Source organism: Aliidiomarina indica, assembly GCF_015354615.1.
GTDB lineage: Bacteria > Pseudomonadota > Gammaproteobacteria > Enterobacterales > Alteromonadaceae > Aliidiomarina > Aliidiomarina indica.
On record NZ_JACAVQ010000002.1, the window covers coordinates 197,284 to 223,577 of the forward strand.

Consider the following 26,294-nt stretch of genomic DNA (forward strand, 5'->3'; position numbering starts at 1 on the left):
ATAACACAATGAACAAGCGAGATGGCTCATGAGTGCAGAAATCCTGATTAATGTAACCCCAAGCGAAACCCGTGTCGCTTTGGTGGAAAACGGAATCTTGCAGGAAATTCATATTGAACGGCAATCGCGCCGCGGCCTTGTGGGCAATGTCTATGTGGGCAAGGTAAGTCGAGTGCTGCCTGGAATGCAAGCTGCGTTTGTCGACATTGGCTTGGAGAAAGCCGCGTTTTTGCATGCTTCAGATATCATTACCCACATTGATCACGTAGAAGAGCTTGATCGAGAGCAGATTCCGGCACCGGATATTTCGCAATTGGTGCGGCAAGGTCAGCACATTATGGTGCAAGTGGTGAAAGATCCCCTCGGCACCAAAGGGGCTCGCCTAACGACGGATATTACAATTCCGTCCCGTTATTTGGTATTGATGCCGCGCTCCAATCATGTAGGGGTGTCGCAACGCATCGAAAGCGATAAAGAGCGGGAACGATTGCGTCAGGCGGTAGAAAGTTTTTGCGACGACGATATTGGTTTTATTGTCCGCACCGCAGCAGAGGGCGCTGGCACAGAAGAGCTCACCCAAGACGCCAGCTTCTTACGCCGACTCTGGGATAAAATCCAAGAGCGTCGCAAGAAAAATGCAAAGGGCGGCGTGTTGTATGAAGATTTAAATTTGGCAAGCCGGGTGTTGCGGGATTTTGTTGGTGTTGAATTGGAACGAATTCGCGTTGACTCACGTCTTAGTTATACCCAGCTGCAAGAATTTGTCGCGGAATTTATCCCCCATCTGGCGGATCGCTTGGAATATTACGAGGGCGAGCGACCAATTTTCGATTTATTCGATGTGGAAAATGAAATTCAACGGGCCTTAGACCGGAAAGTACAATTGAAGTCGGGTGGTACCCTGGTGATCGACCAAACCGAGGCGATGACCACCATCGATATCAATACCGGGGCATTTGTAGGGCACCGCAATTTAGAAGAGACCATTTTTAATACCAATACCGAGGCGACTCAAGCCATTGCGCGGCAACTGCGCCTTCGCAATTTAGGTGGCATCATCATCATTGATTTTATTGACATGCAAAATGATGATCACAAACGCCGAGTATTGCACAGTTTAGAGCTTGCACTGAGCAAAGATCGGGCAAAAACCAGTATTTCTGGCTTTACGTCGCTGGGCTTAGTGGAAGTTACCCGCAAGCGCACCCGTGAGAGTTTAGAGCATGTGCTGTCATCGGAATGTCCGGTGTGTAAAGGGCGCGGCTCCATGAAAACCGTGGAGACCGTGTGCTATGAAGTGATGCGTGAAATTGTGCGGGTGAACCGCGCTTACGCTGCCGATAAGTTTGTGGTGTATGCCTCAGCGGCGGTGTCCGACCGCTTACTTACCGAGGAGTCGCAGGCTCTGGCTGAAGTGGAAGTGTTTGTGGGCAAACAAATTAAGATCCAAGTGGAACCTTTGTACCACCAGGAGCAATTTGACGTGGTAATGATGTAGTGGCAATAAAACGGGCGATTCACTTTACGATTCGAAAGCTATGGTTAGCGGTGATCATTCTATTGGTCACCGCCGCCGTGCTTTTGAGTGTTGCCCGTATTGCGCTGCCTTATGCGGAGAACTACCGGGCAAGTATCGAGCAGCAAATTAACCAGCGCTACGACCAAGATATTAGTATCGCAAGCTTAAATGCGGATTGGGGCGCGCTTGGCCCGATGCTCGTATTGGAGTCGCTCGAGTTTAATTTAAGTGACGAATACCCGCACGATTTATCGGTACAGCGTGCCCATGTGCAATTGAATTTCTGGCAAAGCTTGCTCCAACGGGATTGGGTGTTCGAGCATTTCGTGCTCTCGGGTGTGACAGCGCACTACCATTACCAACCCGGTAATGGTGATGCAAAGCTTCCTGAAGGCATTGAAAGCCTGTTTTTGCGGCAGCTCGAACATTTTGAAGTCCGAGATAGCCAATTTACCTTGTATATTGGGGCTCAGAAACCGCGAACGATCCAAATTGATCTCCTCACGTGGCGCCGCGATGGCGATCGGCGCCAAGCCACGGGCCGCTTTCAAGTTCCCGATGTAACCGCAAATGCATTGAATTTTACGGCGGATCTTGATGGCGATTCGCTGCAGCAATTGAGTGGAAGCATTTATGTTGAAGCCCAGAGCTTGGATATTTCGCCTTGGCTAACCCAAGTGACCACCACCTCGGATATTCTGCGCACGGAATTTAACGTACAGGGTTGGTTGGATGTTAGTGCAGGTCAATTTCGTTCCGGCCAAGTGGAGCTAGGTGAGAATATTCTTGAATGGGAACGTTCCGGTGAAAATCATCGGTTAGTGACACGTCCCACAACATGGACAGTTGAGCCGCGCACCGATGGTTGGCTGATGAACAGTACTCCGCTACTGGTGGAGCTAGATGACCGTGAATGGCCTTTGGATCGGGTGATATGGCGTTATCGCGATGGTGCCCATCGTTGGAATCTGGCTGATATTGAAATTTTCGATTTTGCACCCTTGTGGGGATTATTCGGTCGTCCGGGTGAGGTGGTCGCAGATTGGTCGGATGGACTCCAGGCTCAAGGCTTTATTCGAGAGGCGCAAATCCAGTTAACGCAATCTCGCAATTGGCAGTTTTATGTGCGTGCTGATGAATTGGGTTGGTTACCATTTCAGGCGGTGCCTGGAATAGAAGGGTTGCAACTGGAAGTGTGGAGTACGCAAAACGAAGGACGTTTTGAGTTAACGGGCGAACAAGTGAATCTTGCGTCACCATCCACTTTCACCGATAAGAAAACCTTGTCCGAGTTTTCCGTCAACGGTCATTGGAATCAACGCCGGGGGTTTTGGGAATTCGCTGTCGCTGATGCTTATTTTCAACTGCCTAACGCCGATGTGCGTCAATCCATGCGTTTTACCAGCCGCGGCGGTGACCCAGTTCAAGTAGAATGGTTGCTGACTGGCGGCAGCCGCGGCATGGATGTATTCGATGTGGTGGCGTTGTTGCCGCTACAACTGGGTAATGGTTTGAGCGAATATCTCACCGAGTCCCTGCAACGGGGGCAAATTGATGCCTTAAGTATGGCTTGGCGAGGGGCGCTTACGGATCTTCCCTATATGAAGGCAGAAGGCGTGTTACAAGCCCGCGCGCTGATTCGCGATCTTAATTTTCAGTTCCGTCCCGAATGGCCAGCAATTCTTAATACCGAAGCGGAGTTGGTTTTCGAGCACGACTCTTTGCATATTAGAACCCGAGGGGGCGAGTTACACGGTATTGCCCTTGGTGATGTGCATGGAGAAATAACCCCTTTGGTGGGAAGCCCGACCAAGCTCTATATTCGCTCCGATGTGGATGCAACAGCCGAGCAACTCAAGGCATTATTTGAGCAAAGCCCGCTAGCAGACACGGTGGCAGCCACTCTGGCCATCGTTCAGCCCGATGGGCAGCTGCAAGGCAGTTTTACGTTAGACATTCCATTTTCAGACGAGCCTGTGATTGCACAGGGCACTGTTGATCTGAACGGCCAGGATATTTATATCGAGCCAGTAGCCCTAACTTTGCAACGTGTGCATGGGGAACTGTCATTCCATAACGATCAAATTCGCTTTCACAGTGATGATGCTCATGTGTTCGATCAACCGATTAGCCTTTCTTTGCAAGGTGGCACCGGCGAAGAACACCCATATGTGATCAAGGCCGATATTTTTGGCTCGTGGACCAGTGAGTCACTACAGAAACGTTTTCCTGAACAGGCAAATTTGCAACTATTGCAAGGTCGGCTTGAACATCAGGCGGAGTTTACCTTAAACCTGAAGAATGAAGGCTTTGACTATCAGTGGTTGATGGATACCCAACTTGCCGATATGGAAATGCGCTTGCCTGCGCCCCTGGGTAAGGCTGCGGGGACCAGCGCAAAGATAGTCACCCAGGTGAACGGAAACCAAGAACGTTTACAGGCACGGGCGCAACTTGGTGAGCACGCGCAAGTGCGCGGCGATATGCAGTTAGGTGAGGGGTTTCATGCCTTTGAGATTATTATCGGTGATAGTCCGGTGGTCATTGGTGCGTCACCAGCCGACGGATTGTCAGCATATCTAGGCTTATCTTCAGCTGTTCTTGAGGAATGGCTGCCCTTGGTTGTGGGGCTCGTCACGCCACAAGTGAATGACACGGATGAATTGCAAATCCTACCGCCGTTCAGACGACTCGAAGGGCGCATTGATGAACTTCACACTGCTGGGCAAACGTTTGCTCATACCCAGATTCGCGGGGCGGAAGAAAACGGCGGCTGGTCAATTGATATTGATGCTGACAACGTGCGTGGCAAGATTGGCAGCAATGACGATTCAGACATACTTCGATTGAACCTCGACTTCTTGGACCTGCAACGACTGCCTGAAGATACCACGGATGAAAGGGTTGTTGCCGATCGACGCTGGCTCGATGAACTGCCCGCAATGCAAGTGACTTGTCGGATTTGCCGTTATGATGATCAGTTACTCGGCGAGATTCGCTTTGAGTTCCAGCCGAACAACTATGGTGCGCAAATTAATGCGTTGGATGTGCGTCGAGGCAACACTCGATTGCAAGGTAGTGCCGGTTGGCGTCCTGGCGAGCCGACTCAAAGTATTTTACAAGGTCAGTTTGAATCCGGTGACGTGGGTGCATTATTGGGCGATCTCGGCTTTAATTCCACCGTGCGGGATTCAAGCGCATCAATCCGCTACCAACTGCAATGGCAAGGTGGATTGCTTGATTGGAACACAGAAACGTTGTCGGGGCAGGTGGATTGGCAACTCGGTCCGGGTTATTTGCGGGATGTCTCCGATGGGGGTGCGCGCATTTTCTCGGTACTGAGTATGGAAAGTATTTTACGTAAGCTAACGCTAGATTTTCGGGATATTTTTGCCCGAGGTATGTTCTACTCCAGTTTCGGTGGTACGCTCAATTTAGAACAAGGTATCGTGCGCACAGAAAATACCCGTATGAATGGAGCGGCCGGTGATATGACCGTGCGCGGCCAAACCAACTTAGCCGATGAAACCTTGGACTATCAACTAACATACGTCCCCAAGGTAACATCGAGTATCCCAGTGCTTCTGGCCTTTATGGTCAATCCACCGAGCGGTTTGGCGGCCTTATTTATCGATCGTATGCTTCATGATGCGCAGGTTATATCGCGGTTGCAGTATCAAATTAGCGGCACCATGTCAGATCCTGTGGTTACCGAGGTACGTCGCGACGCAACCGAAGTTGAGCTTCCTGAAATGGCAGACGATGTATTGCCCCGAGAGTTACCTGAACATATCGAAAGTCAGCGCGAAAACTCCGGACAGAATGAGTAATGTTGAATTCTAGCACCGCTGAATAGGAGCGTTTCGATGGCCGCAATCAGTTTATTGCAATGGACGTCACGAGCCAATTGGGCCGAGAATAAAGAAATTCTCGACGCCTTACTCAACGAAGCCGCACAAGCTAGGCATCAAGACGAGGCTCAGTTAGTGGTGCTGCCGGAAATGTTTGCTCGTTTCGGCGCCGGCGAAAAGGCGCAAGGGCACTTTGCAGAACCAGAGGGCAGCGGCGAAGTTCAAGATTGGCTTGCCAGCGCATGCCGACGGTTCAACCTCTGGATTTTAGCAGGAACCTTGCCACTACAAGCAGGCGAACGTTATGCTGCCGCGTCGCTATTGTTTAACGCCGATGGCGCCATTCATGCCCGCTACGATAAAATTCACCTTTTCGATGCGGATGTGGAGGATGGCACTAAAAGTTATCGAGAATCAAAATATACGCGGCCGGGTCAAGCACTTAAAGTGGTGGACACGCCTTTTGGGAAATTAGGTTTGGCGGTGTGTTACGATCTTCGTTTCCCTGAGCAGTTTCGGGCGCTGTGCGGGATGGGAGCAGAGCTTATTGCGCTCCCTTCAGCATTTACCGAAGTGACCGGACGCGCCCATTGGCAGCCGCTACTGCAAGCACGCGCGATTGAAAATCAAGTGTATATGTTGGCGCCCAATCAGTGCGGCACACATGACGATGGTCGGCAAACGTGGGGACACAGCATGGTGGTGGATCCCTGGGGAAGGGTGCTGGTCGAACAGCAGCAGACCACGGGTGTAATGACTGTTCGTCCCGACTTAGACGCATTAAAAGCTGTGCGAACACGCATGCCAGTACAGCAACACAATCAATTTGAGGTACGTTTTATTCATGATTAACCCAGTGGTCCATGATCAACTGTTAGCCGCTTCAGGATTGGGTACAGAGCAGCTTGCCCGCTGTTTAGATACCCTTCATTCAGGCGCTATTGATTATGCAGATATCTATTTGCAAAGCAGTATTAATGAGGCCTGGGTACTGGAAGACGGTATCGTCAAGAGCGGCAGCTTTAATATTGAGAAAGGCTTAGGTGTGCGTGCGATCGCCGGCGAGAAAACCGGCTTTGCCTACGCAGACAGTATTGATGCAGCATCGTTAGAGCGTGCGGCTATTGCCGCGCGCGGTATTGCTGCAGCGGGGAAGTCGGCAAAGCAAACGGTGCTAAGTGACGTGTCAGCGCCGGCATTGTATCTTGCCGATAATCCGCTGGCGAGCTGGAGTGAGCAGCAAAAAATCGAGTTATTGCAAGCAATGGATAAGCACGCCCGTAAACTGGATCCGCGGATTAGTGAAGTAACCGTATCGTTAACGGGTGTCTATGAAGAAATTCTTGTTGCCGCAACCGATGGCACCTTGGCCACCGATATTCGTCCGTTAGTGCGGCTGAATTGCTCCGTATTGGCGGAACAAAACGGTCGCCGCGAGCGCGGTTCAAGCGGCGGTGGCGGTCGCGTTGATTATCAGTATTTTATGCAACCGGTGTGGCTCGAACAGGCACCCAAGGCGGGCGCCGCTGACAATGAAAAACGTCGCTACCTCAGTTATGTTGAAGAGGCAGTTCGGCAAGCTTTGATCATGTTAGAAGCCAAACCAGCGCCAGCAGGCACGATGCCAGTGGTTTTGGGAGCAGGTTGGCCGGGGGTATTGCTTCATGAGGCGGTCGGTCATGGCCTTGAAGGTGATTTTAACCGCAAAGGCGCCTCGGCATATTCCGGTCGCATGGGCGAGCAGGTGGCCGCAAAAGGCTGCACCATCGTTGATGATGGCACCATTAAGGATCGTCGAGGTTCGTTGAGTGTCGATGACGAAGGTACTCCATCAGGCTATAACGTGCTGATTGAAGACGGGCGCTTAGTGGGATACATGCAGGACAAAATGAATGCGCGGTTAATGGGTGTTGCACCCACCGGGAATGGTCGTCGTGAGTCGTACGCGCATTTACCCATGCCCCGCATGACCAATACCTATATGCTCGGTGGCAAGCACGAGCCGGATGAGATCATTCAGTCGGTAAAACGTGGGATCTATGCGCCGCAGTTCTCGGGTGGTCAAGTCGATATTACGTCGGGCAAGTTTGTGTTTAGTGCGTCGGAAGCCTATTTAATTGAAGATGGCAAAATTACCGCTCCCTTGAAAGGCGCTACCTTGATTGGCAATGGCCCAGAAGCCATGGCCCGAGTATCCATGATTGGCAATGATCTCGCATTGGATAGCGGTATAGGTGTATGTGGTAAGGATGGTCAGAGCGTGCCCGTAGGCGTTGGCCAGCCGACATTGAAAATAGATGCAATGACGGTGGGAGGCACCGAATAAAGGGTGCCCCCATCGCGGCTTTAGGCTTGGCTGTCTACAATGCTGCGGAGATACTTAAATAACGCGCGTGAGGCGGCCGGTGGTTTATGTTGTTCCTGCTCTTTTTGTGCTTGGCGCACATACTGACGCAGTTGCTGACGGTCAGCCCGTGGGTAGTCGTCAATAAAGGCCTGAATGCCGTCGTCGCCGTCATTGATAATGCGGTCACGCCAGCGTTCGATCGCGTGAAAGTGAGCCGCTTGATAGAGCGAATGGTTTTCGATTTCGTCAATCTTCGCTAGCAACGCATCGGTATCGCGTTGACGCAATAATTTACCGATAAACTGAAGCTGGCGACGATACCCTTCGCGCTTGTTTTCAATTTTTTGGGCTAATAACACGGCAGCCATAACCTCTTCATCAAGAGGTAATTGCTTCAGTGTATTTTTGCCCAGTTTGACGAGCTTGATTCCGAGATCATGCATGGCCTGCGATTCACGTTTACGCTGGCTTTTACTGGATTCGGAATCGTCGAAATTTTCGTCCTGATGATCAGAGTGCATAGTGTTTTACCTTTGTTCAATGCTCTAATTTTATCAGGAAGCAGCCGGCTAAGATATGCCGAATCGCACAGGAACACGAGGTTAGGTTTGAATACTTTGAAGAAAACATCAGCAGATCAGCTACAGCCGGATATGGATCAAGCGATCCAGGCAGTAGAAGCGGCGCTTAAGCAAGCGACAAAACGCGGTGCTAGCGCGGCCGAGTGCGCCATTTCCCATTCTCGCGGTCTTAGCGTCAGTACCCGTTTAGGTGAAGTGGAAACCGTTGAATTTAATCAAGACGGTAGTTTAGGAATTACCGTGTATCGTGGGCAACGTAAAGGTTCTGCGAGTACTTCGGATCTCTCAGCGGAAGCGGTTCGGGCGACGGTTGAAAAGGCCGATGCGATTGCTCGTTTTACCTCCGAGGATCCCTTTGCGGGTTTAGCCGATGCGGAGTTGATGGCTTTTGATTACCCGGATCCGGCACTCTTCTATCCTGCCACCCAGAATCCTGCGGATGCAATGGAGTGGGCACTGGCCTGTGAGCAAGCTGCCTTAAGTGCCGACGCACGGATTGTCAATTCAGATGGCGCGCATTTTGCGAGTCATTGTGGATTCCGCGTGTATGGGAATAGCCATGGTTTTACTGGTCATTATATGAGCTCTCGACAGAGCTTAAGTTGCATGCCCATCGCCAAAGAAGGCGAGCGCATGGAGCGTGATTACGCCTACACGATTGCCCGTGATCCCGCCCATTTAGCAACCCCAGAACAAGTGGCAAAAGAAGCGGTGGAAAATACAATTTCGCGCCTCGGCGCACGTTCTGTTCCAACCTGCTCAGTACCGGTTATTTTTCACCGTGATTTAGCCCATGGGCTATTCGGTGCCTTGGCGACAGCCATTAGCGGCGGTAGTTTATATAGAAAAAGTAGCTTTTTACTCGATCACTTAGGGAAAGCGGTGCTGCCAACCTGGTTAACCATTGACGAAGATCCACTAGTGCCGGGTGGCTTAGCTTCAAGTCCGTTTGATCATGAAGGCGTGCGCACACAGGCCCAGCCTATTGTCAGTGATGGCATTCTCAATACCTATCTGCTGACCAGTTACGCCGGACGCAAATTAGGGATGCCGACAACCGGGCATGCCGGGGGTATCCATAATTGGTTTGTCCGGCCGGATGCCGCACACCGAGTTGCCGATCTCCACAGCTTATGTCAGCAAATGGGAACCGGCCTGCTGGTCACTGAGTTGATGGGGCAGGGGGTAAACATGGTGAGTGGTGATTACTCTCGCGGTGCCGCTGGCTTTTGGGTTGAGAACGGAACCATTCAGTTTCCAGTCACTGAGGTGACAATTGCCGGCAACTTAAAAGACATGTTAATGAATATTCAGGCAATCGCCGATGATGTGGATCCGCGCCATGGTGTGCAAACCGGGTCTGTATTATTGGGCAAGATGAAGGTGGCCGGCTCGTAACCAAGCCAACGCGTTGGTGATACTTGGGTCGGGTTATTCTTCTTCGTCGAAGCGGTCTTGGATCAGCTTTTCAATAGCATCCAATGCCGCTTCGGCATCTTCGCCTTCCGCGCTCACTTCAATGGTTTTACCTTGCTGACTCGCCAGCAGCATGAGCCCCATCACGCTTGAAGCATCTACTTCGCGCTCGCCTTGGCGAATACATATCCGCGCATCGAACTCATTAGCGAGTCGAGCGAGTTTGGTTGCAGCGCGAGCATGCAGCCCCAATTTGTTTTGAATCAGAAGTTGGCGGCTATGTTGTGGCATTTTTTTTCTTATCTAATTCGCGATGTTTCACGCGAATACTGGAGTGCTGATTGGCAAAGCTTTCTGCAAGGCGCTCGGCGATATAAACCGAGCGATGTTGGCCACCCGTGCAGCCTACTGCAACGGTTAAATAACTGCGATTGCTGCGCTGGAAGTAGGGCAACCAGGTGCCTACAAAATTCTCGACTTGATAAATAAACTTGGTGACTAGTTGTTGCTGTCCCAAATAATGTTGCACCGGCTCATCAAGACCACTGTATGGGCGAAGTTCCGGCTCCCAATGAGGGTTCGGTAGGATGCGGGCATCAAAGACGGTGTCAGCCGTCGTCGGAATGCCATGCTTGAATCCGAAGGACATAAACACCAGCATCAGCTGATTCTTCTCTCGCCCCAATACTCGTTCGGTTACTTGCGAGATAAGCTCATGAATACTCAAATCTGTACTGTCGATACGCCAATTGGCCATGGCAGCAAGGGGTTCCAGAATAAGTCCCTCGGAATGTATGGCATCGGCGAGAGTAAGGGCGCCTTGGGATAAAGGATGCATGCGCCGAGTTTCGCCATAACGGCGGATCAACACCTCATCTGCCGCATCAATAAAAAGAATTTCAGGTTTGACGTCGTTGGGAAGAAACTCAAGAGCGTCGCTTAACACTTCTTCGTCTTTACCTAGGTTCCGTACATCAATACTCACTGCCACCGATGGGTAACGAGATGACGTGCTATGCACCAAAGTGGGCAGCAATTCGATGGGAAGGTTATCGACGCAATAAAATCCGAGGTCTTCTAGCGCCCGCAGGGCAACGGTTTTTCCAGAGCCTGAGCGTCCACTTACGACGATGAGTTGCATGATGTAGGTTCACCTATCATTTGCTCGTGCAAGGCTTGGTCGCTGGTGGCTGAGCGAAGCCCGCGGCAGCAGTCTTTATCATTGAGGCGACTGGCAACAGCGGACAAGGTTTTTAAATGGGCTTCTGGGTTTTCTTTGGGCACCAGTAATGCAAACACTAAGTCGACCGGCTGATTGTCGATGGCATCAAAGTCAATGGGTTGACTCAATGTGATAAGTGCGGCCACAGGATGGCCGGCATTTTCCAGCCGGCCGTGTGGAATGGCAATACCTAATCCAATACCTGTACTTCCCAATCGCTCACGTTGCAGTAAGCTATCGAAAATATCAGACTTGTTAACGCCAGCAAGCTTAGGGGCGATAAGTTGACTGATCAACTCAAGCACTTTCTTCTTGCTGCTCTCTGATACCGCTGCACGTGTGCAATCGGGACTGAGGATATCTTTTAGGTCCATAGGTACTAGTGGCTTCTTAGTTTCTCTTTATGTTTAATCACCTGACGGTCTAATTTATCAATTAGGCCATCAATCGCTGCATACATATCTTGGTGCTCAGATGTTGCAAACACCTCCCCACCGTTCAAGTGAAGCGTTGCTTCTGCTTTTTGTAAGAGCTTTTCGACGTTTAAAATCACATGCACGTTATTAATATGGTCGAAATGTCGCTCTAGTTTAGCAAATTTATTATCGACATAATCGCGCAGGGCTTCAGTAATTTCTACATGATGACCGGTAAGATTAATTTGCATAACACATCTTCCTTCTGTTGACGTGATTTTAAAGTAGTGTCTTCCGTTGACTCGAAGAAGGAATCCCTAAAGATTCTCGGTACTTCGCGATGGTCCGTCTCGCTACCTGAATCCCCTGCTCAGCCAATAGCTGTGCGAGTTTACTATCACTCAGCGGCTTTGCAGAGTTCTCGGCTGCAACCAGCTTTTTAATGAATGCGCGGATTGCAGTAGATGAACACTCGCCGCCATCATCAGTGCCTACGTGGCTTGAAAAGAAATATTTCAATTCATAGACACCTTGTGGCGTGTGCATGAACTTCTGGGTGGTAACCCGAGAAATCGTGCTTTCATGCATCTCTATACTTTCTGCGACATCACTCAGTATCATTGGTTTCATCGCTTCTGGCCCGTGTTCAAAAAAAGCTTGTTGGCGATGAACAATACAGTGAGCCACTTTTAACAATGTTTCATTCCGGCTTTCGACACTTTTTATGAGCCAGCGAGCATCCTGCAAATGTTGTCGAATATATTGACTATCTTGGCTGCTACAGCCGTTATTGGCAATATCTGCGTACATTTGATTAATACGAAGCTTCGGCAGCGCTTCTTGATTCAATTCAACCCGCCAACGACCTTCATGTTTACGGACCAAGACATCAGGAATTACGTAATCGTTATCCGCACTGCCATAACCCTCACCAGGCCGTGGCTCTAAATCTTGCAATAATTTCAGTACTTCTTTCAGTGTATCTTCTTTTAGACGGCTTTTGCGCGCCAAGGTGCGGTAATCACGTTTTGCAAGAAGTTCCAAATGTTGGCTGACCACGCGCCGTGCAGCATCTAAGTAAGGGGAAGCGATCGCGCGCTGCTCAAGCTGAATCAGTAAGCATTCTTGAACCGAGCGCGCACCAACGCCAATCGGGTCAAAATGCTGAATCCGCTTAAGTACCACCTGAACTTCTTCCAATGTTGCTTCGGGTTCTTCCACTAAAACGGCTTGCAGAATCTCATCTATATCTTGGGTCAAATAACCGCTATCGTCGATAGCATCGATGATTAATTCCGCAATAAATTCATCAAGTGGTGAAAAATGCGACAATCGCATCTGCCAGAGTAAGTAGCTCTGCAAACTTTCTGTTGTTTCACCTTGATAAATATAGTCGTCTTCACGCGCCTCACCGGCGGAAGTACTCGCAGAGTAGGAAGTTTCCCACTCACCATCATGATGAATCTGTTCAGGCTCTTCGAGGAGGGGGTTGGTTTCTAACGCTTCTTGAATTTCTGATTGCAGCTCAATGGTGGACAACTGCAACAAGCGGATCGCCTGTTGCAACTGCGGGGTCATACTTAAATTCTGCCCCATTTTGAGCTGTAAACCTGGTCTCATTCGAACCACTCTGCGCTAGTAAGGTAAATCGTTCCCGTACCTATAATGATTAGGGTTTTCTATAAAATTACAAGGAGAACTGGTCACCTAAATAGACTTCTTTCACTTGCTGATTAGCAAGTACTTCTTCTGCCGAGCCTTTTGCAATCAATTGACCATGGCTGACAATGTAAGCAACTTCACAAACAGAGAGTGTTTCGCGAACATTGTGGTCGGTAATCAGTACGCCAATACCACGATCGCTTAATTGCTGAATGATTTTCTTGATATCGATCACAGAAATGGGATCAACGCCGGCAAAAGGTTCGTCAAGTAAGATAAATTTTGGCTCTGCCGCCAATGCACGGGCAATCTCCACGCGCCGCCGTTCGCCCCCAGACAGACTCATGCCCAGACTATTCACAATATGGCCAATGCTGAACTCATTAAGCAATTCATCGAGTTTTTCTTCGCGCGCCGCTGCGTCTAAGTCTCGGCGTGTTTCGAGTATGGCCATAATATTGTCGCGCACGGTTAACTTACGAAACACGGATGCTTCTTGCGGCAAATAACCAATGCCTTTGCGTGCTCGGGAGTGCATTGGCAGCAACGTAATATCTTCGTCGTTTAGCTCGATACTGCCTTTGTCGTTTGCGACTAACCCCACGATCATATAAAAGGTAGTCGTTTTGCCGGCCCCATTCGGCCCCAGCAAACCGACAACTTGCCCCGCATTCACTTCAATGCTGACATCTTTCACGACAGTGCGGCCTTTATATGCTTTGGCAAGGTGTTTGGCAGTCAGAGTAATCATTGTATTACACTCAATCCTGTCCGTTATTGTTCTGTTGTGTGCGTGGGCGCGGACGGAAAATAGTCTCCACCTGCTCGTCACCACGATCGGAGGTTACTTGCTGCGTTGCTAGGTTGTAGACGATGCGCTCGGCGCGCACAAGGCTGCCATCTTGACGCAACTCAGCGTTGCCTTGCAACGTAAGAATGCCCGCGGTGGCGTCATACTGAATCGAAGCCGCTTCGGCGTTCACGATAATGCCTGGCTCAATTTCCTGTTGGTAGGTGGCGGGTGTTCCTCGCAGCGCAAACACTTCAGGTTCATTGGAGCGACTATCAAACCCAGTGACTTCCAATTCATGTGCGGTAATTCGCAAACTGCCCTGATTAATCCGCACATTCCCGGTGGCCCGATAAACGCTCTGTTGTAAGTCGAGCAAATCGTTGTCCGCTAGAATTTGCACCGGCTGCTCAAAATCGCGCTGAAAGCCCGATGGCACATCGGCGCTAAGTGCGATAGAAAATGCCAAGCTACAAGGAGCGAGGACGAGGATAAAAAATCGTTTCAACATGGTGTATCAGCTCCAACTGCTGGGCATCTAAATCGACGCGCATGCCTTCACCATGCACGATAAAGCGATCGCCGCGGATGGTAACCGAGGCTTCGGTGTGCATAGTACGGTGCTGCAGGTCAATCGCCAAATATTCTGTTTCTATCTGTTCGATATAACCGACGTCAGATTGGTTCACAATTTTAATGGATTCTTCGAGCTCGAGGCGAATATCGTCGTACAAGCGTCCGGTTCGTGCGGTAATTTGCCACACCGCCCCTGCGTCTTCAACGTTCACTTGTTCGTCACTGAGGTAAGATATATAGACTGGCAACTCTAATTCGGTAAGCCGCAGCAAACTGAAATGCGCCATGCGATCGGCGCGTATTTGATGCGACAGTCGGCCATCCGACTCAAAGATGCGAGTTTCTAAGCCGCGCGCAGTAAAGTCGGGAATTTGTTGCTCCACCCCAGGGCGGACAATGTCATCCGTGTCGCTGTCCATCACGATCCAAAGTACCGCAATTGCCCCAGCCAGGAAAAGGGCAATGATAAAGATACTGCGACGGTTCACGTACTCGTCTCCTGTACCTGATGCAGCTTACCTTGACTGAGTAAAATAAGATCGGCCAACTCACGAACGGCACCAAAGCCCCCCCGTTGTCGGGTGACATAATCCGCCGCTTGTTGCACAGATGGATGCGCATCAAAAACAGCAACGCCTAAGTTGGCGCTCTGGAGCATGGGGATGTCGGGCAGGTCATCACCGATAGCTGCCAGATGTGCTGCGCGAATACCCGTATCGCTAAGTAGTTGTTGCAGTGCGCGGGCTTTGTCGTGCTCCCCTTGAATAATATGGCGGACTCCCAGAGCAGACATGCGATTTTGCACGATATGAGATTGCCGTCCGGTAATCACGGCCACATCAATGCCTGCGCTCAGTAATGCCTTCACCCCAAGACCATCTCGAGTATGAAATGCTTTTAGCTCTTCGCCTTGGTCGCCCAGATAAATGCGCCCATCGGAAAACACACCATCAACGTCACAGACCAGTAATTTAATCTGCGCCATGCGCGCAATGATGTTTTCAGAAATATCGCCATACCAAGTGCTAATGTGGTTTTGCATTAGACAACTCCCGCCCGTAAGAGATCATGCATATTGAAAGCACCCACTACTTTTTTGTTGCCATCAACAACGATCAGGCCGTTAATTTTGCGGGTCTCCATAAGCTTTAAGGCCTCTGCCGCAAGCATTTCAGGGCGGGCGGTAACACACTGGGTGGTCATGGTATTGGCGATCGCGGTGTGATGAATATCAACACGCTGGTCGAGAATACGACGTAAATCACCGTCGGTGAACAGCCCTAATAACTGATCTTGCTCGTCGACAATGGTGGTCATGCCTAAGCCTTTGCGTGAAATTTCCATCAGGGCGTCAGTGACGATGGCATCGGCCCCCACCTTCGGCACGCGCTCGCCCGTATGCATAATATCGCTAACCCGCAGCAACAGGCGTTTACCTAAGCTGCCTCCTGGATGGGACAGGGCAAAATCGTTTGCGGTAAAACCGCGTTCATTGAGCAGCGCGACCGCTAATGCATCACCCATGACCAGCGTGGCTGTTGTGCTTGCTGTAGGCGCAAGGCCAAGCGGGCAGGCCTCTTCTGCAACCGCCACCGACACATGGACATCGGCGAGGGTGGCTAACGTAGAGTCGGGCTTTCCGGTTAGCGCGATAAGTGGAACGCCCAAGCGCTTTATCACGGGTAAAATAGCGAGTACTTCATGGGTTTCGCCGGAATTCGAAATGGCAATCACAACATCTTGCGCGGTAATCATTCCGAGATCGCCGTGGCTTGCTTCACCGGGGTGCACAAAAAATGCCGGCGTGCCGGTGCTGGCGAGGGTCGCGGCAATCTTACCGCCAATATGACCTGACTTACCCATGCCCGTAACCACCACGCGCCCTTTGCAGGTCATCATAATGGCGCAAGCGCGGGCAAAATCCTCGTTAATTGCACTCGTTAGAGCAGCGATTGCAGCTTGCTCTATAGCGAGTACTTTACGACCATGATCGATGTAGTCTGAATCGGCTGTGGAATGCTTCGCAGCGGTCATATTCGTTCGTTCCCATGTGATCGAATGATGCAATCAGTCCAGTATACCATTTGACACGATGAAATCCCCCCTTTCTGTACAGAGCACAATTGAGGATAGCGACTAGAATTGATACTTTACCAAGTGGTCGGTATCAAATCCAAACAGAAGTTTGTATTGGGATACCGCGCACTTCAAAAACGTCATACAGGGTGTGTAGACATGAATACGAAAGCAGGGGCAAATACCTCGACTAAATCTCGCGGCGGTCGCCCGAGTAAAAGGGATTACATTCTTGAGAAAGCAGAGCATCTGGTTCTTGAACAAGGTGCATCACAGCTCACCTTCGATGCATTAACCGAAACGACCGGCATTAGCAAAGGTGGCTTGCTTTATCACTTCGAAAGCAAAGAAGCACTTATCATGGCGATGCTCGAGCGATATGCAGGACAGCGTGAGCGCCGCATTGAAGATGTGCTAGCCCAAGGCAAAGGGCTGCATGGCTCTGACCAAGACTTAAAAGCCATCTTATTAGCGGAAATTTCCGAACCAAAGGAGCGCCTTGCACTGGATTCAGCGATTCTCGCCGCAGTGGCCAATAATCCGGAATTATTAGCGCCCATTCGGGAACGTAATGCTGAACTATGGCAGCGCTTAGATAGTGCTGAAGCAGGCGGCGTCCGCGCGCGCATTGCTTGGAAAGCAGCAATGGGGCATCGCTTGTTACTGCAGTTTGGATTGCTGCACGAAACGCCGGAGCAAACCCAAGCCTTCGCCACAGAGTTACTCGCCATGTTGGAGCCCGTCGCTAACTCAGATACAAGCGACAGTGTTTTTGGTTAGAGTGTGAGATTCGTTTCCGAGGGCTGGGGAGTTCGTGGTATTCTTCGCCCACGGATCCAATCATCGGGTCGAAAGCGTAACCTATGCGAATTACGCGGACGAGAGTAAGAGGACTGCTGTGGAAAACTTAGTCGAAGTAAAAGACGTTCACTTTAGTCGTGGTGAGACGTCTATCTATAAGGGTGTAAGTCTTGTGGTACCGCAAGGGAAAGTCACCGCGGTCATGGGCCCCAGTGGGTGTGGAAAAACCACCTTACTTCGTTTAATCGGCGGCCAATTAAAGCCCCAGCAAGGCAGCGTTGAATTTGCCGGCATAAATATTCCCTCGTTGCATCGCGGTGCCTTGTACGAAGTGCGTAAACGCATGAGTATGCTGTTTCAAAGCGGCGCGCTTTTTAGTGACATGACTGTATTTGATAATGTCGCCTTCCCAATACGCGAACATACTAATCTGCCAGAAAATATTATTGCGACCATTGTTAAAATGAAGCTAGAGGCAGTCGGCCTGCGTGGCGCAGGTAGTCTTTTTCCAAATGAGCTTTCTGGTGGCATGGCGCGCCGTGCGGCTCTCGCACGGTCAATCGCGCTGGATCCGGAACTGATCATGTACGATGAACCTTTTGCCGGTCAGGATCCTATATCGATGGGAATGCTGGTGAAACTGATTAAAGAATTAAACCATACGCTGGGATTAACCTCGATCGTTGTGTCCCATGATATTCACGAAGTGATGAGCATTGCTGATCATGTCGCTATCATGGCGAACAAACAGGTTGTGGCGCAAGGTTCACCGGAAGAGCTGCGGGCGAGCGATAATCCACTGGTGCAGCAATTTCTTAAAGGTGATCCTGATGGGCCGGTGCCTTTCCACTATGCGGCAACGCCTTACCATGAAGATTTGTTAGGGAGCTCTCGTTAATGCTACGGTTTTTTCAACAGGTCGGGCGCGACACGTTAACCACGATTCGCGGTATTGGTGAAGCCAGTATTATGCTGGTGCAAGCCCTTATCGGTAAGCCGCAACCGATTAAAATGTTTCCTCTATTAATCCGCCAACTCTACGTTGTTGGCGTACAATCCATGCTTATTATCCTGATTTCAGGATTATTCATTGGCATGGTGCTGGCGCTGCAAGGCTACACCATCTTAGTCGATTTTGGTGCTGAGCAAGCGCTCGGTCCTATGGTGGCGTTGTCATTGCTGCGTGAATTGGGGCCGGTTGTAACAGCACTGCTGTTTGCCGGTCGTGCCGGCTCGGCACTGACCGCAGAAATTGGCTTAATGCGCGCCACGGAACAGCTGTCGAGCTTAGAAATGATGGCGGTTGATCCGTTACGCCGCGTAGTAGCGCCTCGCTTCTGGGCGGGCTTTATTAGTATGCCTTTATTGGCGTTTATGTTTAGTGCAGTGGGTATTTATGGCGGCTATTTTGTCGGCGTACAATGGCTTGGCGTGGATGACGGCGCATTTTGGTCGGTGATGCAGGCGAGCGTAGACTGGCAACATGACGTGATGAATGGATTTATTAAAAGCTTGGTGTTTGCTGTAGTGGTTACTTGGATCGCGTTGTACAAAGGGTACACGGCTATGCCGACGTCTCCGGGAATTAGCGCTGCAACAACACAAACGGTCGTGTATAGCTCGTTAGCGGTACTCGGATTAGACTTTGTTTTAACAGCTTTGATGTTTGGGTGATTTATGGAAGCGCGTAAAATAGAAATGCTCGTAGGTGTTTTCGTAACAGCGGCTATTGCAGCCATTGTTTTTCTTGCTATGCAAGTAGCGAATAATAGCGATGCGACACGAGGCGAGACATACACCTTGTACGCCAAATTCGATAACATCGGCGGCTTGAAAGTTCGTTCACCGGTAAAAGTAGGCGGCGTAGTCGTTGGCCGGGTGACGCGGATTACATTGGATCGTGAGTATTTTGAGCCGTTGGTTGAAATGCGCATCAGTACCGATTTCCGCGGCTTTCCAGATACCAGCTCAGTCTCTATCCTCACATCCGGTCTGCTGGGTGAACAATATGTTGGCCTTGAGCCCGGCTTTATCGATGAGGATGTATTTACCCTCGAAGATGGTGACTATATCTACACCACAAACTCAGCGATTGTATTAGAGAACTTGATCGGACAGTTCCTGTTTAGCCAAGGTAACGAGTAACACCGGAGACGCTATGAACGCTTTAGAGTTTACGCAACAAGATGCTCAGGTGCGGGTCGCAGGTGATTTAGATCGTAATCAGGTCGGGTTGGCGTGGTCGAATCGCGCTGACTGGATGGGGCAGGAGCAGGCCTTGGTTCTCGATTTATCTGAGGTAAAAAAAGTCGACTCTGCCGGTCTGGCGTTTCTTATCCAGGTACAAGCGGAACTGGCCTCACACGAGCGCGAACTGTCTTTACAAAATGTGAACACTCAACTGCGTCAATTCGCTGCGGTGAGTGGCGTAACAGAGCTGCTTTCGTTAAGCTATACAGCATCGAAATAAGCTAACGACGGATGGTCAGATGGATCCCAAAGAAATTGAAAGCATTTTGCTTGCGGCACTGAGTCTTGACGAAGTGCATGTGAAGGGCGAGGGCAGTCACTATCAAGTGATTGCGGTGTCCGATGTATTCGCGGATTGTTCTCGCGTGAAGCAGCAACAAATGATTTACGCACCGCTGGCCGACAAAATTGCCGACGGCTCTATTCATGCATTGAGCATAAAAGCATTCACGCCTGAGAAGTGGCGCCGCGAAAAAATGCTCAACATGCCGAGCTGAGTGTAAACAAATGGAAAAATTAGTCGTTCATGGCGGCGCCCAACTTGAGGGCGATGTCCAAATCTCAGGAGCAAAGAACTCGGCGCTACCCATTCTTCTCGCCTCGATTCTAGCTGACAGTCCCGTTCTTATTCATAACGTACCGCGTTTGCAAGATGTGGAAACCTCGCTGGAATTGTTGGCTGAACTTGGTATTCCGCATGTTCGCGAAGATCGCTCGAGTTACCAAATCTCCCCACCGAAAGAGCATGGCCATGTGGCGCCCTATGAATTGGTGAAAACCATGCGCGCATCTATTTTGGTGCTTGGGCCTTTGCTTGGTAAATGCGGTCATGCCGAAGTATCCCTGCCCGGTGGTTGTGCTATCGGGGCACGGCCAGTAAACCTGCATATTGAAGGCATGCGGCAAATGGGCGCCGAAATTGTTGTCGAGAATGGCTATATTAAAGCCCGCAGCAACGGTCGCCTGCGCGGTGCGCATATTTTGATGGATACCGTGAGCGTTACGGGAACCGAAAACTTGATGATGGCGGCGGTGCTTGCCGAGGGCGAAACCATTATCGAGAATGCAGCGCGGGAACCTGAAATTGTCGATTTGGCCCGGTTTCTGAATACCATGGGTGCCGATGTGCGCAATGCCGGCACCGATACCATTCATATTCATGGTGTCACGCGTTTGCATGGTGGTGAGTACACGGTACTTCCGGATCGCATCGAAACAGGTACCTTTTTAGTCGCTGCATTGGCGACTCAAGGGAAGATTCGCTGCACTCATACGCAACCGGACTTCCTCGACGCGGTATTGAAAAAACTTACCGAAGCGGGCGCTGAAATTACCCGTGGATCAAACTGGATTGAATTAACCAGTCATGGCCGCCCTAAAGCGGTAAATATTGTGACTGCGCCGCATCCAGCGTTTCCGACGGATATGCAGGCACAATTTATTGCGCTCAACGCCATTGCCTCGGGAACCGGTGTCGTCCGCGAGACCATCTTCGAAAATCGCTTTATGCATGTACCGGAATTACGTCGCATGGGCGCGAATATTGATCTTGAAGGGAATACGGCGATTTCAACCGGCGTTGATCGGCTGATGGGCGCACAGGTTATGTGTACCGATTTGCGTGCATCTGCATCGCTTGTGATTGCGGGTATGGTCGCAGAAGGAACGACGGAAGTAGAGCGGGTCTATCACATTGATCGGGGTTATGAAGCCATTGAGCAAAAGCTAAGTAACTTAGGCGCGCAAATTGAGCGTGCGCAAATGTGTCCAACACGGATAAAACGTACGCAAGATTAAAGCTGTAGCCAACGCATTGCGTTGGTTACACCTATCTCTTACAACCGCAGTTGCTCGATCACCACAGAGGTTTGGCGCGCTTCGTCCCCGCGATAATAGCGAATTTCCAGCTCGGTACCCGGGCGGGCTTCGGCCACTAAATCCAAACCTTGGTTTACCGAAGTAACGGTTTGCCCGGCGATTTCAAAAATAAAATCACCTTCGCGCAGGCCTGCACGATATGCAGGGCTGTTCTCATCAACGTCATCGATACGTAAACCTTGAGTGGAATACCCATCGTGATAATACTGGCCCGCGGTGATTCCCAAATACCCGCGCGTCACTACACCTTCGCTGATAAGCTGCTGCATGATACGCAGCGCAAGATTGTAAGACAGTGCAAAATAAATGCCTTGAGAGCCGCGGCTAGTAAACTCAGATTGGTACGACGCACTATTAATACCTACCAACTCGCCTCGGCTATTCACCAAGGCACCGCCTGAATTACCTTGATTGATAGCAGCATCCATTTGAATAAATTCCGCATAACCACTGCCCATTGCCACTCGTCCGGTGGCTGAAATAATACCTTGAGTGACTGTTTGGCCAAGGTTGTACGGGTTGCCAATGGCTAATACAACATCCCCGGTGCGCGGCTGATAATCTCGATTAATCGGAATGGTCGGAAGGTTTTCTGCATCAATACGCAGCACAGCCAGATCCGTTAACGGGTCACTGCCAATTAAGGACGCGCCAAAAATGCGGCCATCTTGCAAAGCAACTTGGATCATATCCACGTTTTCGACCACATGCAGCGCCGTAAGAATAAATCCGCGCTCGTCCATGATCATGCCAGAACCTAAACGCATCACGGTCGTCGGTTGCGCTTGAAAACGCGCTTCGCGCAATGATTGCGTGGTGTAAATGTTCACAACCGCAGGGGAGGCCCGCTCGAAAGCGTCGGAGTACGATGCAAGTGGCATGGAATGACGCTCTGAGGGATGTGGGTCGCTTTCAAAGAAAGGAAGCACCCAGAGCACGATCACCGCCACCGCCATGCCTAAAAGCACTGGCTTAATTAAGAATGTAAACACGGATGCGGTAACGCTTTTTTTCTGGCTCATGAACTCGTTAATTGAGGTTAATAGTGCCTGTGCGGCGATATCGAAGGTTAGGAAGTGGTCGCCTAACGGCTTCGCCAATCAACATCGGCATCGATAAAGCCACGTTTAAGAACAAGAGTTTATCACTAAAGCGATAGGACAGGTAGGTTAAAATCTCGTCAGAAAAGCCGGCACCTTGCCACGGTGGGCAAGGTGTCGGTACGCAGGTTCATTTAGTTAGGAAGCACCACGTACAAGGAGCTGTTCTCACGCCGAATATTAAGGGCGATCACCCCTCGTGCATTTTGTACTAGACGTTGTAAATCTTGGGGAGAATCCACCCGCTGGCGGTTTACCGCAATGATCACGTCATCTTCGCGCAAACCAATGCGAGCTGCGGGCGAACCACTTGCAACGGCACGAATACGAATGCCACCGCGTTCTTCCGATACCAGCTCCGCGCCCTCTAGCGCTGGATGAATAGTATCGGCTTGTACCTGTTGCGTGCTGCGTTCATCGAGGGTGACGGTTGCGTTTATTTCCTGGCCATCCCGTAAAATGCGTAATTGAACATCACGTCCAGCGCCAATCGTACCCACCTTGGCGGCAAGCTCAGTAAACGAGTGCACCGGTGTTCCATCGATGGCAAGAATCAGGTCGCCGGCTTGAATCCCGGCACGCTCTGCGGCGGAATCAGGCAACACTTCACTCACCCAAGCACCCCGTGCTCTATCGATTTCCAAGGCTTCCGCAAGTTCTTGGGTAAGGTTTCCGCCGCGCACGCCCAGTACTCCCCGTCGAACTTCTCCAAATTCGGTAATTTGGTCAACTAAGTTCTTCATCATATTCGCTGGAATGGCAAAGCCAATGCCAATGTTGCCTCCAGACGCACCGAGAATAGCAGTATTAATACCTATGAGATTTCCATGTAAGTCGACCAGAGCACCCCCGGAGTTGCCGCTATTGATGGCGGCGTCGGTTTGAATGAAATTCTCTAATCGGTCAATTCCGAGGCCACTGCGTCCGAGGGCTGACACAATCCCCGAGGTCACTGTTTGGCCTAATCCAAAAGGATTGCCGATGGCCACCACAAAATCCCCTACGCGCAATTGATCTGAATTGCCAATGTTGATTTGGGTAAGGTTACGCGGATTCTCTAATTGCAGGAGTGCGATATCCGACTCTTCATCGCGTCCCAACACAGTGGCACTAAATTGACGGCCATCTTTGAGAGTGACCGTAATTTCATTGGCATCATCGATTACATGGTTATTGGTTACCACATAGCCATTCTCAGCATCAATAATGACGCCGGAACCAAGGCCACGAAAGGGCTGCTCACGCACTTGTTCTTGTGGGGCATTGGGACCAAAAAAGAAGCGAAATGCTTCCGGTAGGCGCTGTCGGGTGACACGTTTACCTGCCACAGAAATATTCACCACGGCGGGTGTTACTTCTTCGAGCATGGGCGCTAAAGTGGGAATGCCGCGTTCATCGGTCATCGCCGCTGCGGGAATATTGGCGACTGAAGGCTGCAGTGAAAAAACAAAAGCCAGGCTGGCTGCTGCCAGCAGGGTTACTATCTTTTTCATCAGTAGTTCTCCGAAATCATCATCATTATGGGCTGAGAGCCGCTAAATAAATGACCATCGAAATCGGAAATAAGTTCTTACTTTTAATTTTTCAAGCGTCAGATAGGCAAAGTTTCACGACGAAAAAAGGAGCCGCAACTCCTTTTTTGTATGCAATTAATTCGATTTTTCTTCTTTCACCGGCGGTGAGAACAAGCCACTGCCAGGCTCGGAGTAATCCCGAGGAGGCGCGCCCGATTCACTAATGTCGCTATCCTCTCGCCGTTCTTTATTAAGAATGTTTGATTGGCGAATGGAACGAATGGTTTCTTCTGCAAAAAACGGTAACGGCTGTTGCCATTCCTTGTTTTGCTCAAGCAGTTGTTGGCTGTCTTGCAAGAATAAATTTAGGCGATGCTGGATGTCGGTTACTTCCGAAGCGATTTGCCGTGCGGTCGCAAGCTGTTCGCTCACGTCTTTGCGGTAAGCCTCAAATTGCTGCTGTGCTTGCTCCATTTGCGCTTGCAACTCTGCCGCTTCTCCCGAGTGCATAAACCAGTAGCGAGCAGCGAAAAAACCTATAACGCCACCTGCAATTAACAGCAAAAGTCCGATGAGCCAATCCATATCTTTATTCCTCTTTAATCTAGGGATTCAGCATGACACAAATATGATCCCAATTCACATATAATGGTATCATGTAATTATTCGATCAGTAGTCAGATGACAGGCAATTTTGTGTTGGAAAATGTAAATACGCCATGGGCAGCTTATCAAAATGATCTGAAACGAGAAGGTTTTCAGCATGATCCTGCTCAAGAGCAGGCGGTAAAGCACCTGCAGCGACTTTTTGATGAGTTGATTGAAAACGAAGGGAAGCGCGGCCTTAAGCTTGGGCTTGGGCGTTTATCGAGCAAGTTATTTAAAAACCGAACCAGCCCGATTCAAGGGCTTTATTTTTGGGGCGGTGTAGGTCGTGGAAAAACCTATTTAGTCGATACCTTCTACAATGCGCTTCCTTTTGAAAAAAAATGGCGGGTGCATTTTCATCGCTTTATGCAGCGGGTGCACGACGAGTTAAAACAGCTCAAAGGCACGCAAGATCCGCTCATCACCATCGGCAATAAGCTGGCCAAAGAAGCCCGCGTTATCTGTTTTGATGAATTCTATGTACAAGACATCACCGATGCCATGATTCTGGCGACACTACTCGATACCTTATTTAAACAGGGTGTTGTATTGGTAGCGACTTCCAACATTGTGCCAGATGATCTGTATAAGAATGGGCTGCAACGGGCCCGCTTTTTACCAGCGATAGACCTGATTAAGACCCACTGCGAGATCGTAAACGTGGATGGTGGCGTCGATTACCGCATGCGCACGCTGAGTAAGGCTGAAATCTACCACTCCCCACTAGATGCAGACGCAGATACCAATTTATTGCGTTACTTTGACCAACTAGCCCCCGATCATCATGCCCACAACCGCAATGTCACCATCGAGATTAATGGTCGTGCAATTATGACACGCTGCGAAGCAGACGATGTGGTGCTGTTCGACTTCAAAGAGCTCTGTGAAGGGCCACGGAGTCAACTTGATTATATTGAGCTGGCGCGTTTATACCATGCAGTGCTAGTCAGCAATGTAAAACAGATGGGACGCGAGACTGATGATGTCGCACGCCGTTTTATTGCCTTAGTGGACGAATTTTACGAACACAAAGTAAAATTGATTCTATCGGCAGAAGTACCCATGGCGGAGCTATACACCTCAGGTCAACTTGGCTTTGAGTTTAAACGGTGTCTTAGTCGGTTGCAGGAGATGCAGAGTAAGGAGTACCTAGCTCTCCCACACCTCCCTTGAGGGAGGGTGGCTTGTCAGAAGCTCCGATAGCTGCGTTATAAACCGTTCTCAATCGGTCACATACCATCAAGGTATGCTCCCTCAATCGAACGATTTATGCCTTGCTCTCGAAGCTTCTGCCCGCGCTTCTAGCTGGGAGGGGGGGGTGGCTTGTCCGGCATCACCACTAGCTGCGTTGGCAACCTCACTCACTCGGTCACGTACTTAATGTACGCTCCCTCACTCGATTCGGCTGCCGCCTTGCTATTGGCGCGCCGGCCCGCGCTTCTAGCTGGGAGGGGGGTGGCTTGTCAGAAGCTCCGATAGCTGCGTTATAAACCGTTCTCAATCGGTCACATACCATCAAGGTATGCTCCCTCAATCGAACGATTTATGCCTTGCTCTCGAAGCTTCTGCCCGCGCTTCTAGCTGGGAGGGGGGGGTGGCTTGTCCGGCATCACCACTAGCTGCGTTGGCAACCTCACTCACTCGGTC

General features: G+C 50.3%; 27 protein-coding genes. 13 read left to right on the forward strand and 14 right to left on the reverse strand.

What is annotated here, in order from left to right; genetic code table 11:
* Window positions 1-28: 28 nt before the first annotated feature.
* Genes rng through tldD form a run of 4 tightly spaced genes read left to right on the forward strand, consistent with a single transcriptional unit; the run spans window position 29 to window position 7,696 of the window.
* Entirely contained in the window at window positions 29-1,498 is a 1,470-nt protein-coding gene (rng, locus tag HXZ99_RS05275; protein WP_194756231.1) for a ribonuclease G, read from the forward strand.
* Window positions 1,498-5,349 carry a YhdP family protein gene (locus HXZ99_RS05280; RefSeq protein ID WP_194756232.1) on the forward strand — a complete coding sequence of 1,284 codons (3,852 nt, stop codon included), beginning with the start codon at window positions 1,498-1,500 and terminating at the stop codon, window positions 5,347-5,349. The genes rng and HXZ99_RS05280 overlap by 1 nt, the downstream gene beginning before the upstream one ends.
* 36 nt (window positions 5,350-5,385) lie before the next feature.
* Window positions 5,386-6,222, forward strand: coding sequence for a carbon-nitrogen hydrolase family protein (locus tag HXZ99_RS05285; RefSeq protein WP_194756233.1), 837 nt, complete (start codon window positions 5,386-5,388; stop codon window positions 6,220-6,222).
* On the forward strand, window positions 6,215-7,696 hold the full coding sequence (gene tldD / locus HXZ99_RS05290) for a metalloprotease TldD (protein WP_194756234.1): 1,482 nt from the start codon (window positions 6,215-6,217) through the stop codon (window positions 7,694-7,696). The genes HXZ99_RS05285 and tldD overlap by 8 nt, the downstream gene beginning before the upstream one ends.
* 20 nt (window positions 7,697-7,716) lie before the next feature.
* Here tldD and yjgA read toward each other — a convergent pair whose 3' ends face one another.
* Window positions 7,717-8,238: a ribosome biogenesis factor YjgA gene (gene yjgA, locus HXZ99_RS05295; protein WP_194756235.1), complete on the reverse strand. Its 522-nt coding sequence runs from the start codon at window positions 8,236-8,238 to the stop codon at window positions 7,717-7,719.
* 132 nt (window positions 8,239-8,370) lie between these two features.
* On the opposite strand from yjgA, the gene pmbA reads away from it, so the two are divergent.
* Complete coding sequence (gene pmbA / locus HXZ99_RS05300) at window positions 8,371-9,696, forward strand: metalloprotease PmbA (RefSeq protein WP_194756353.1); 1,326 nt, start codon at window positions 8,371-8,373, stop codon at window positions 9,694-9,696.
* Window positions 9,697-9,729: 33 nt separating this feature from the next.
* Here pmbA and HXZ99_RS05305 read toward each other — a convergent pair whose 3' ends face one another.
* The 10 genes from HXZ99_RS05305 to HXZ99_RS05350 form a co-directional block, all read right to left on the reverse strand.
* Window positions 9,730-10,005 carry an HPr family phosphocarrier protein gene (locus HXZ99_RS05305; protein WP_194756236.1) on the reverse strand — a complete coding sequence of 92 codons (276 nt, stop codon included), beginning with the start codon at window positions 10,003-10,005 and terminating at the stop codon, window positions 9,730-9,732.
* Window positions 9,992-10,855 carry an RNase adapter RapZ gene (gene rapZ, locus HXZ99_RS05310; RefSeq protein ID WP_194756237.1) on the reverse strand — a complete coding sequence of 288 codons (864 nt, stop codon included), beginning with the start codon at window positions 10,853-10,855 and terminating at the stop codon, window positions 9,992-9,994. The genes HXZ99_RS05305 and rapZ overlap by 14 nt, the downstream gene beginning before the upstream one ends.
* Window positions 10,837-11,310, reverse strand: a complete 474-nt coding sequence (gene ptsN, locus HXZ99_RS05315) for a PTS IIA-like nitrogen regulatory protein PtsN (RefSeq protein WP_194756238.1) — start codon at window positions 11,308-11,310, stop codon at window positions 10,837-10,839. Before ptsN ends, rapZ begins: the two co-directional genes overlap by 19 nt.
* A 5-nt stretch (window positions 11,311-11,315) precedes the next feature.
* Entirely contained in the window at window positions 11,316-11,603 is a 288-nt protein-coding gene (gene hpf / locus HXZ99_RS05320; RefSeq protein ID WP_143235452.1) for a ribosome hibernation promoting factor, read from the reverse strand.
* Window positions 11,604-11,631: 28 nt separating this feature from the next.
* The gene (locus tag HXZ99_RS05325; protein WP_194756239.1) at window positions 11,632-12,972 is read right to left on the reverse strand and encodes an RNA polymerase factor sigma-54; all 1,341 of its coding nucleotides are present in this window, start codon (window positions 12,970-12,972) and stop codon (window positions 11,632-11,634) included.
* A gap of 67 nt (window positions 12,973-13,039) precedes the next feature.
* The gene (gene lptB, locus HXZ99_RS05330) at window positions 13,040-13,765 is read right to left on the reverse strand and encodes an LPS export ABC transporter ATP-binding protein (protein WP_194756240.1); all 726 of its coding nucleotides are present in this window, start codon (window positions 13,763-13,765) and stop codon (window positions 13,040-13,042) included.
* A gap of 10 nt (window positions 13,766-13,775) precedes the next feature.
* Entirely contained in the window at window positions 13,776-14,315 is a 540-nt protein-coding gene (lptA, locus tag HXZ99_RS05335; protein ID WP_194756241.1) for a lipopolysaccharide transport periplasmic protein LptA, read from the reverse strand.
* The gene (gene lptC, locus HXZ99_RS05340; RefSeq protein WP_194756242.1) at window positions 14,275-14,868 is read right to left on the reverse strand and encodes an LPS export ABC transporter periplasmic protein LptC; all 594 of its coding nucleotides are present in this window, start codon (window positions 14,866-14,868) and stop codon (window positions 14,275-14,277) included. Before lptC ends, lptA begins: the two co-directional genes overlap by 41 nt.
* The gene (gene kdsC, locus HXZ99_RS05345) at window positions 14,865-15,422 is read right to left on the reverse strand and encodes a 3-deoxy-manno-octulosonate-8-phosphatase KdsC (protein ID WP_194756243.1); all 558 of its coding nucleotides are present in this window, start codon (window positions 15,420-15,422) and stop codon (window positions 14,865-14,867) included. Before kdsC ends, lptC begins: the two co-directional genes overlap by 4 nt.
* A complete protein-coding gene (locus tag HXZ99_RS05350) occupies window positions 15,422-16,414 on the reverse strand; it encodes a KpsF/GutQ family sugar-phosphate isomerase (RefSeq protein ID WP_194756244.1) in 993 nt (330 codons plus the stop codon). The genes kdsC and HXZ99_RS05350 overlap by 1 nt, the downstream gene beginning before the upstream one ends.
* Before the next feature lie 201 nt (window positions 16,415-16,615).
* Here HXZ99_RS05350 and HXZ99_RS05355 point away from each other — a divergent pair, with 201 nt between their 5' ends.
* From HXZ99_RS05355 to murA, 7 genes are all read left to right on the forward strand, one after another.
* Complete coding sequence (locus tag HXZ99_RS05355) at window positions 16,616-17,236, forward strand: TetR/AcrR family transcriptional regulator (RefSeq protein WP_194756245.1); 621 nt, start codon at window positions 16,616-16,618, stop codon at window positions 17,234-17,236.
* Window positions 17,237-17,354: 118 nt separating this feature from the next.
* On the forward strand, window positions 17,355-18,155 hold the full coding sequence (locus HXZ99_RS05360; protein ID WP_194756246.1) for an ATP-binding cassette domain-containing protein: 801 nt from the start codon (window positions 17,355-17,357) through the stop codon (window positions 18,153-18,155).
* On the forward strand, window positions 18,155-18,931 hold the full coding sequence (mlaE, locus tag HXZ99_RS05365; protein WP_194756247.1) for a lipid asymmetry maintenance ABC transporter permease subunit MlaE: 777 nt from the start codon (window positions 18,155-18,157) through the stop codon (window positions 18,929-18,931). The genes HXZ99_RS05360 and mlaE overlap by 1 nt, the downstream gene beginning before the upstream one ends.
* 3 nt (window positions 18,932-18,934) lie before the next feature.
* The gene (gene mlaD, locus HXZ99_RS05370; RefSeq protein WP_194756248.1) at window positions 18,935-19,402 is read left to right on the forward strand and encodes an outer membrane lipid asymmetry maintenance protein MlaD; all 468 of its coding nucleotides are present in this window, start codon (window positions 18,935-18,937) and stop codon (window positions 19,400-19,402) included.
* A gap of 13 nt (window positions 19,403-19,415) precedes the next feature.
* A complete protein-coding gene (locus HXZ99_RS05375; RefSeq protein WP_194756249.1) occupies window positions 19,416-19,727 on the forward strand; it encodes an STAS domain-containing protein in 312 nt (103 codons plus the stop codon).
* 19 nt (window positions 19,728-19,746) lie between these two features.
* Window positions 19,747-20,004, forward strand: coding sequence for a BolA family protein (locus HXZ99_RS05380; RefSeq protein ID WP_194756250.1), 258 nt, complete (start codon window positions 19,747-19,749; stop codon window positions 20,002-20,004).
* A 10-nt stretch (window positions 20,005-20,014) separates the two neighbouring features.
* Window positions 20,015-21,304, forward strand: a complete 1,290-nt coding sequence (gene murA, locus HXZ99_RS05385) for a UDP-N-acetylglucosamine 1-carboxyvinyltransferase (RefSeq protein WP_194756251.1) — start codon at window positions 20,015-20,017, stop codon at window positions 21,302-21,304.
* A gap of 38 nt (window positions 21,305-21,342) precedes the next feature.
* Here murA and HXZ99_RS05390 read toward each other — a convergent pair whose 3' ends face one another.
* The 3 genes from HXZ99_RS05390 to HXZ99_RS05400 form a co-directional block, all read right to left on the reverse strand.
* Window positions 21,343-22,407 carry a trypsin-like peptidase domain-containing protein gene (locus HXZ99_RS05390; protein WP_194756252.1) on the reverse strand — a complete coding sequence of 355 codons (1,065 nt, stop codon included), beginning with the start codon at window positions 22,405-22,407 and terminating at the stop codon, window positions 21,343-21,345.
* Between the two features lie 212 nt (window positions 22,408-22,619).
* A complete protein-coding gene (locus tag HXZ99_RS05395) occupies window positions 22,620-23,978 on the reverse strand; it encodes a DegQ family serine endoprotease (protein WP_194756253.1) in 1,359 nt (452 codons plus the stop codon).
* A 156-nt stretch (window positions 23,979-24,134) separates the two neighbouring features.
* Entirely contained in the window at window positions 24,135-24,584 is a 450-nt protein-coding gene (locus HXZ99_RS05400) for a ZapG family protein (protein WP_194756254.1), read from the reverse strand.
* 96 nt (window positions 24,585-24,680) lie between these two features.
* Here HXZ99_RS05400 and zapE point away from each other — a divergent pair, with 96 nt between their 5' ends.
* Window positions 24,681-25,820 (forward strand): cell division protein ZapE, encoded by a 1,140-nt coding sequence (gene zapE / locus HXZ99_RS05405; protein WP_194756255.1) that lies wholly within the window; start codon window positions 24,681-24,683, stop codon window positions 25,818-25,820.
* Window positions 25,821-26,294: the final 474 nt, after the last annotated feature.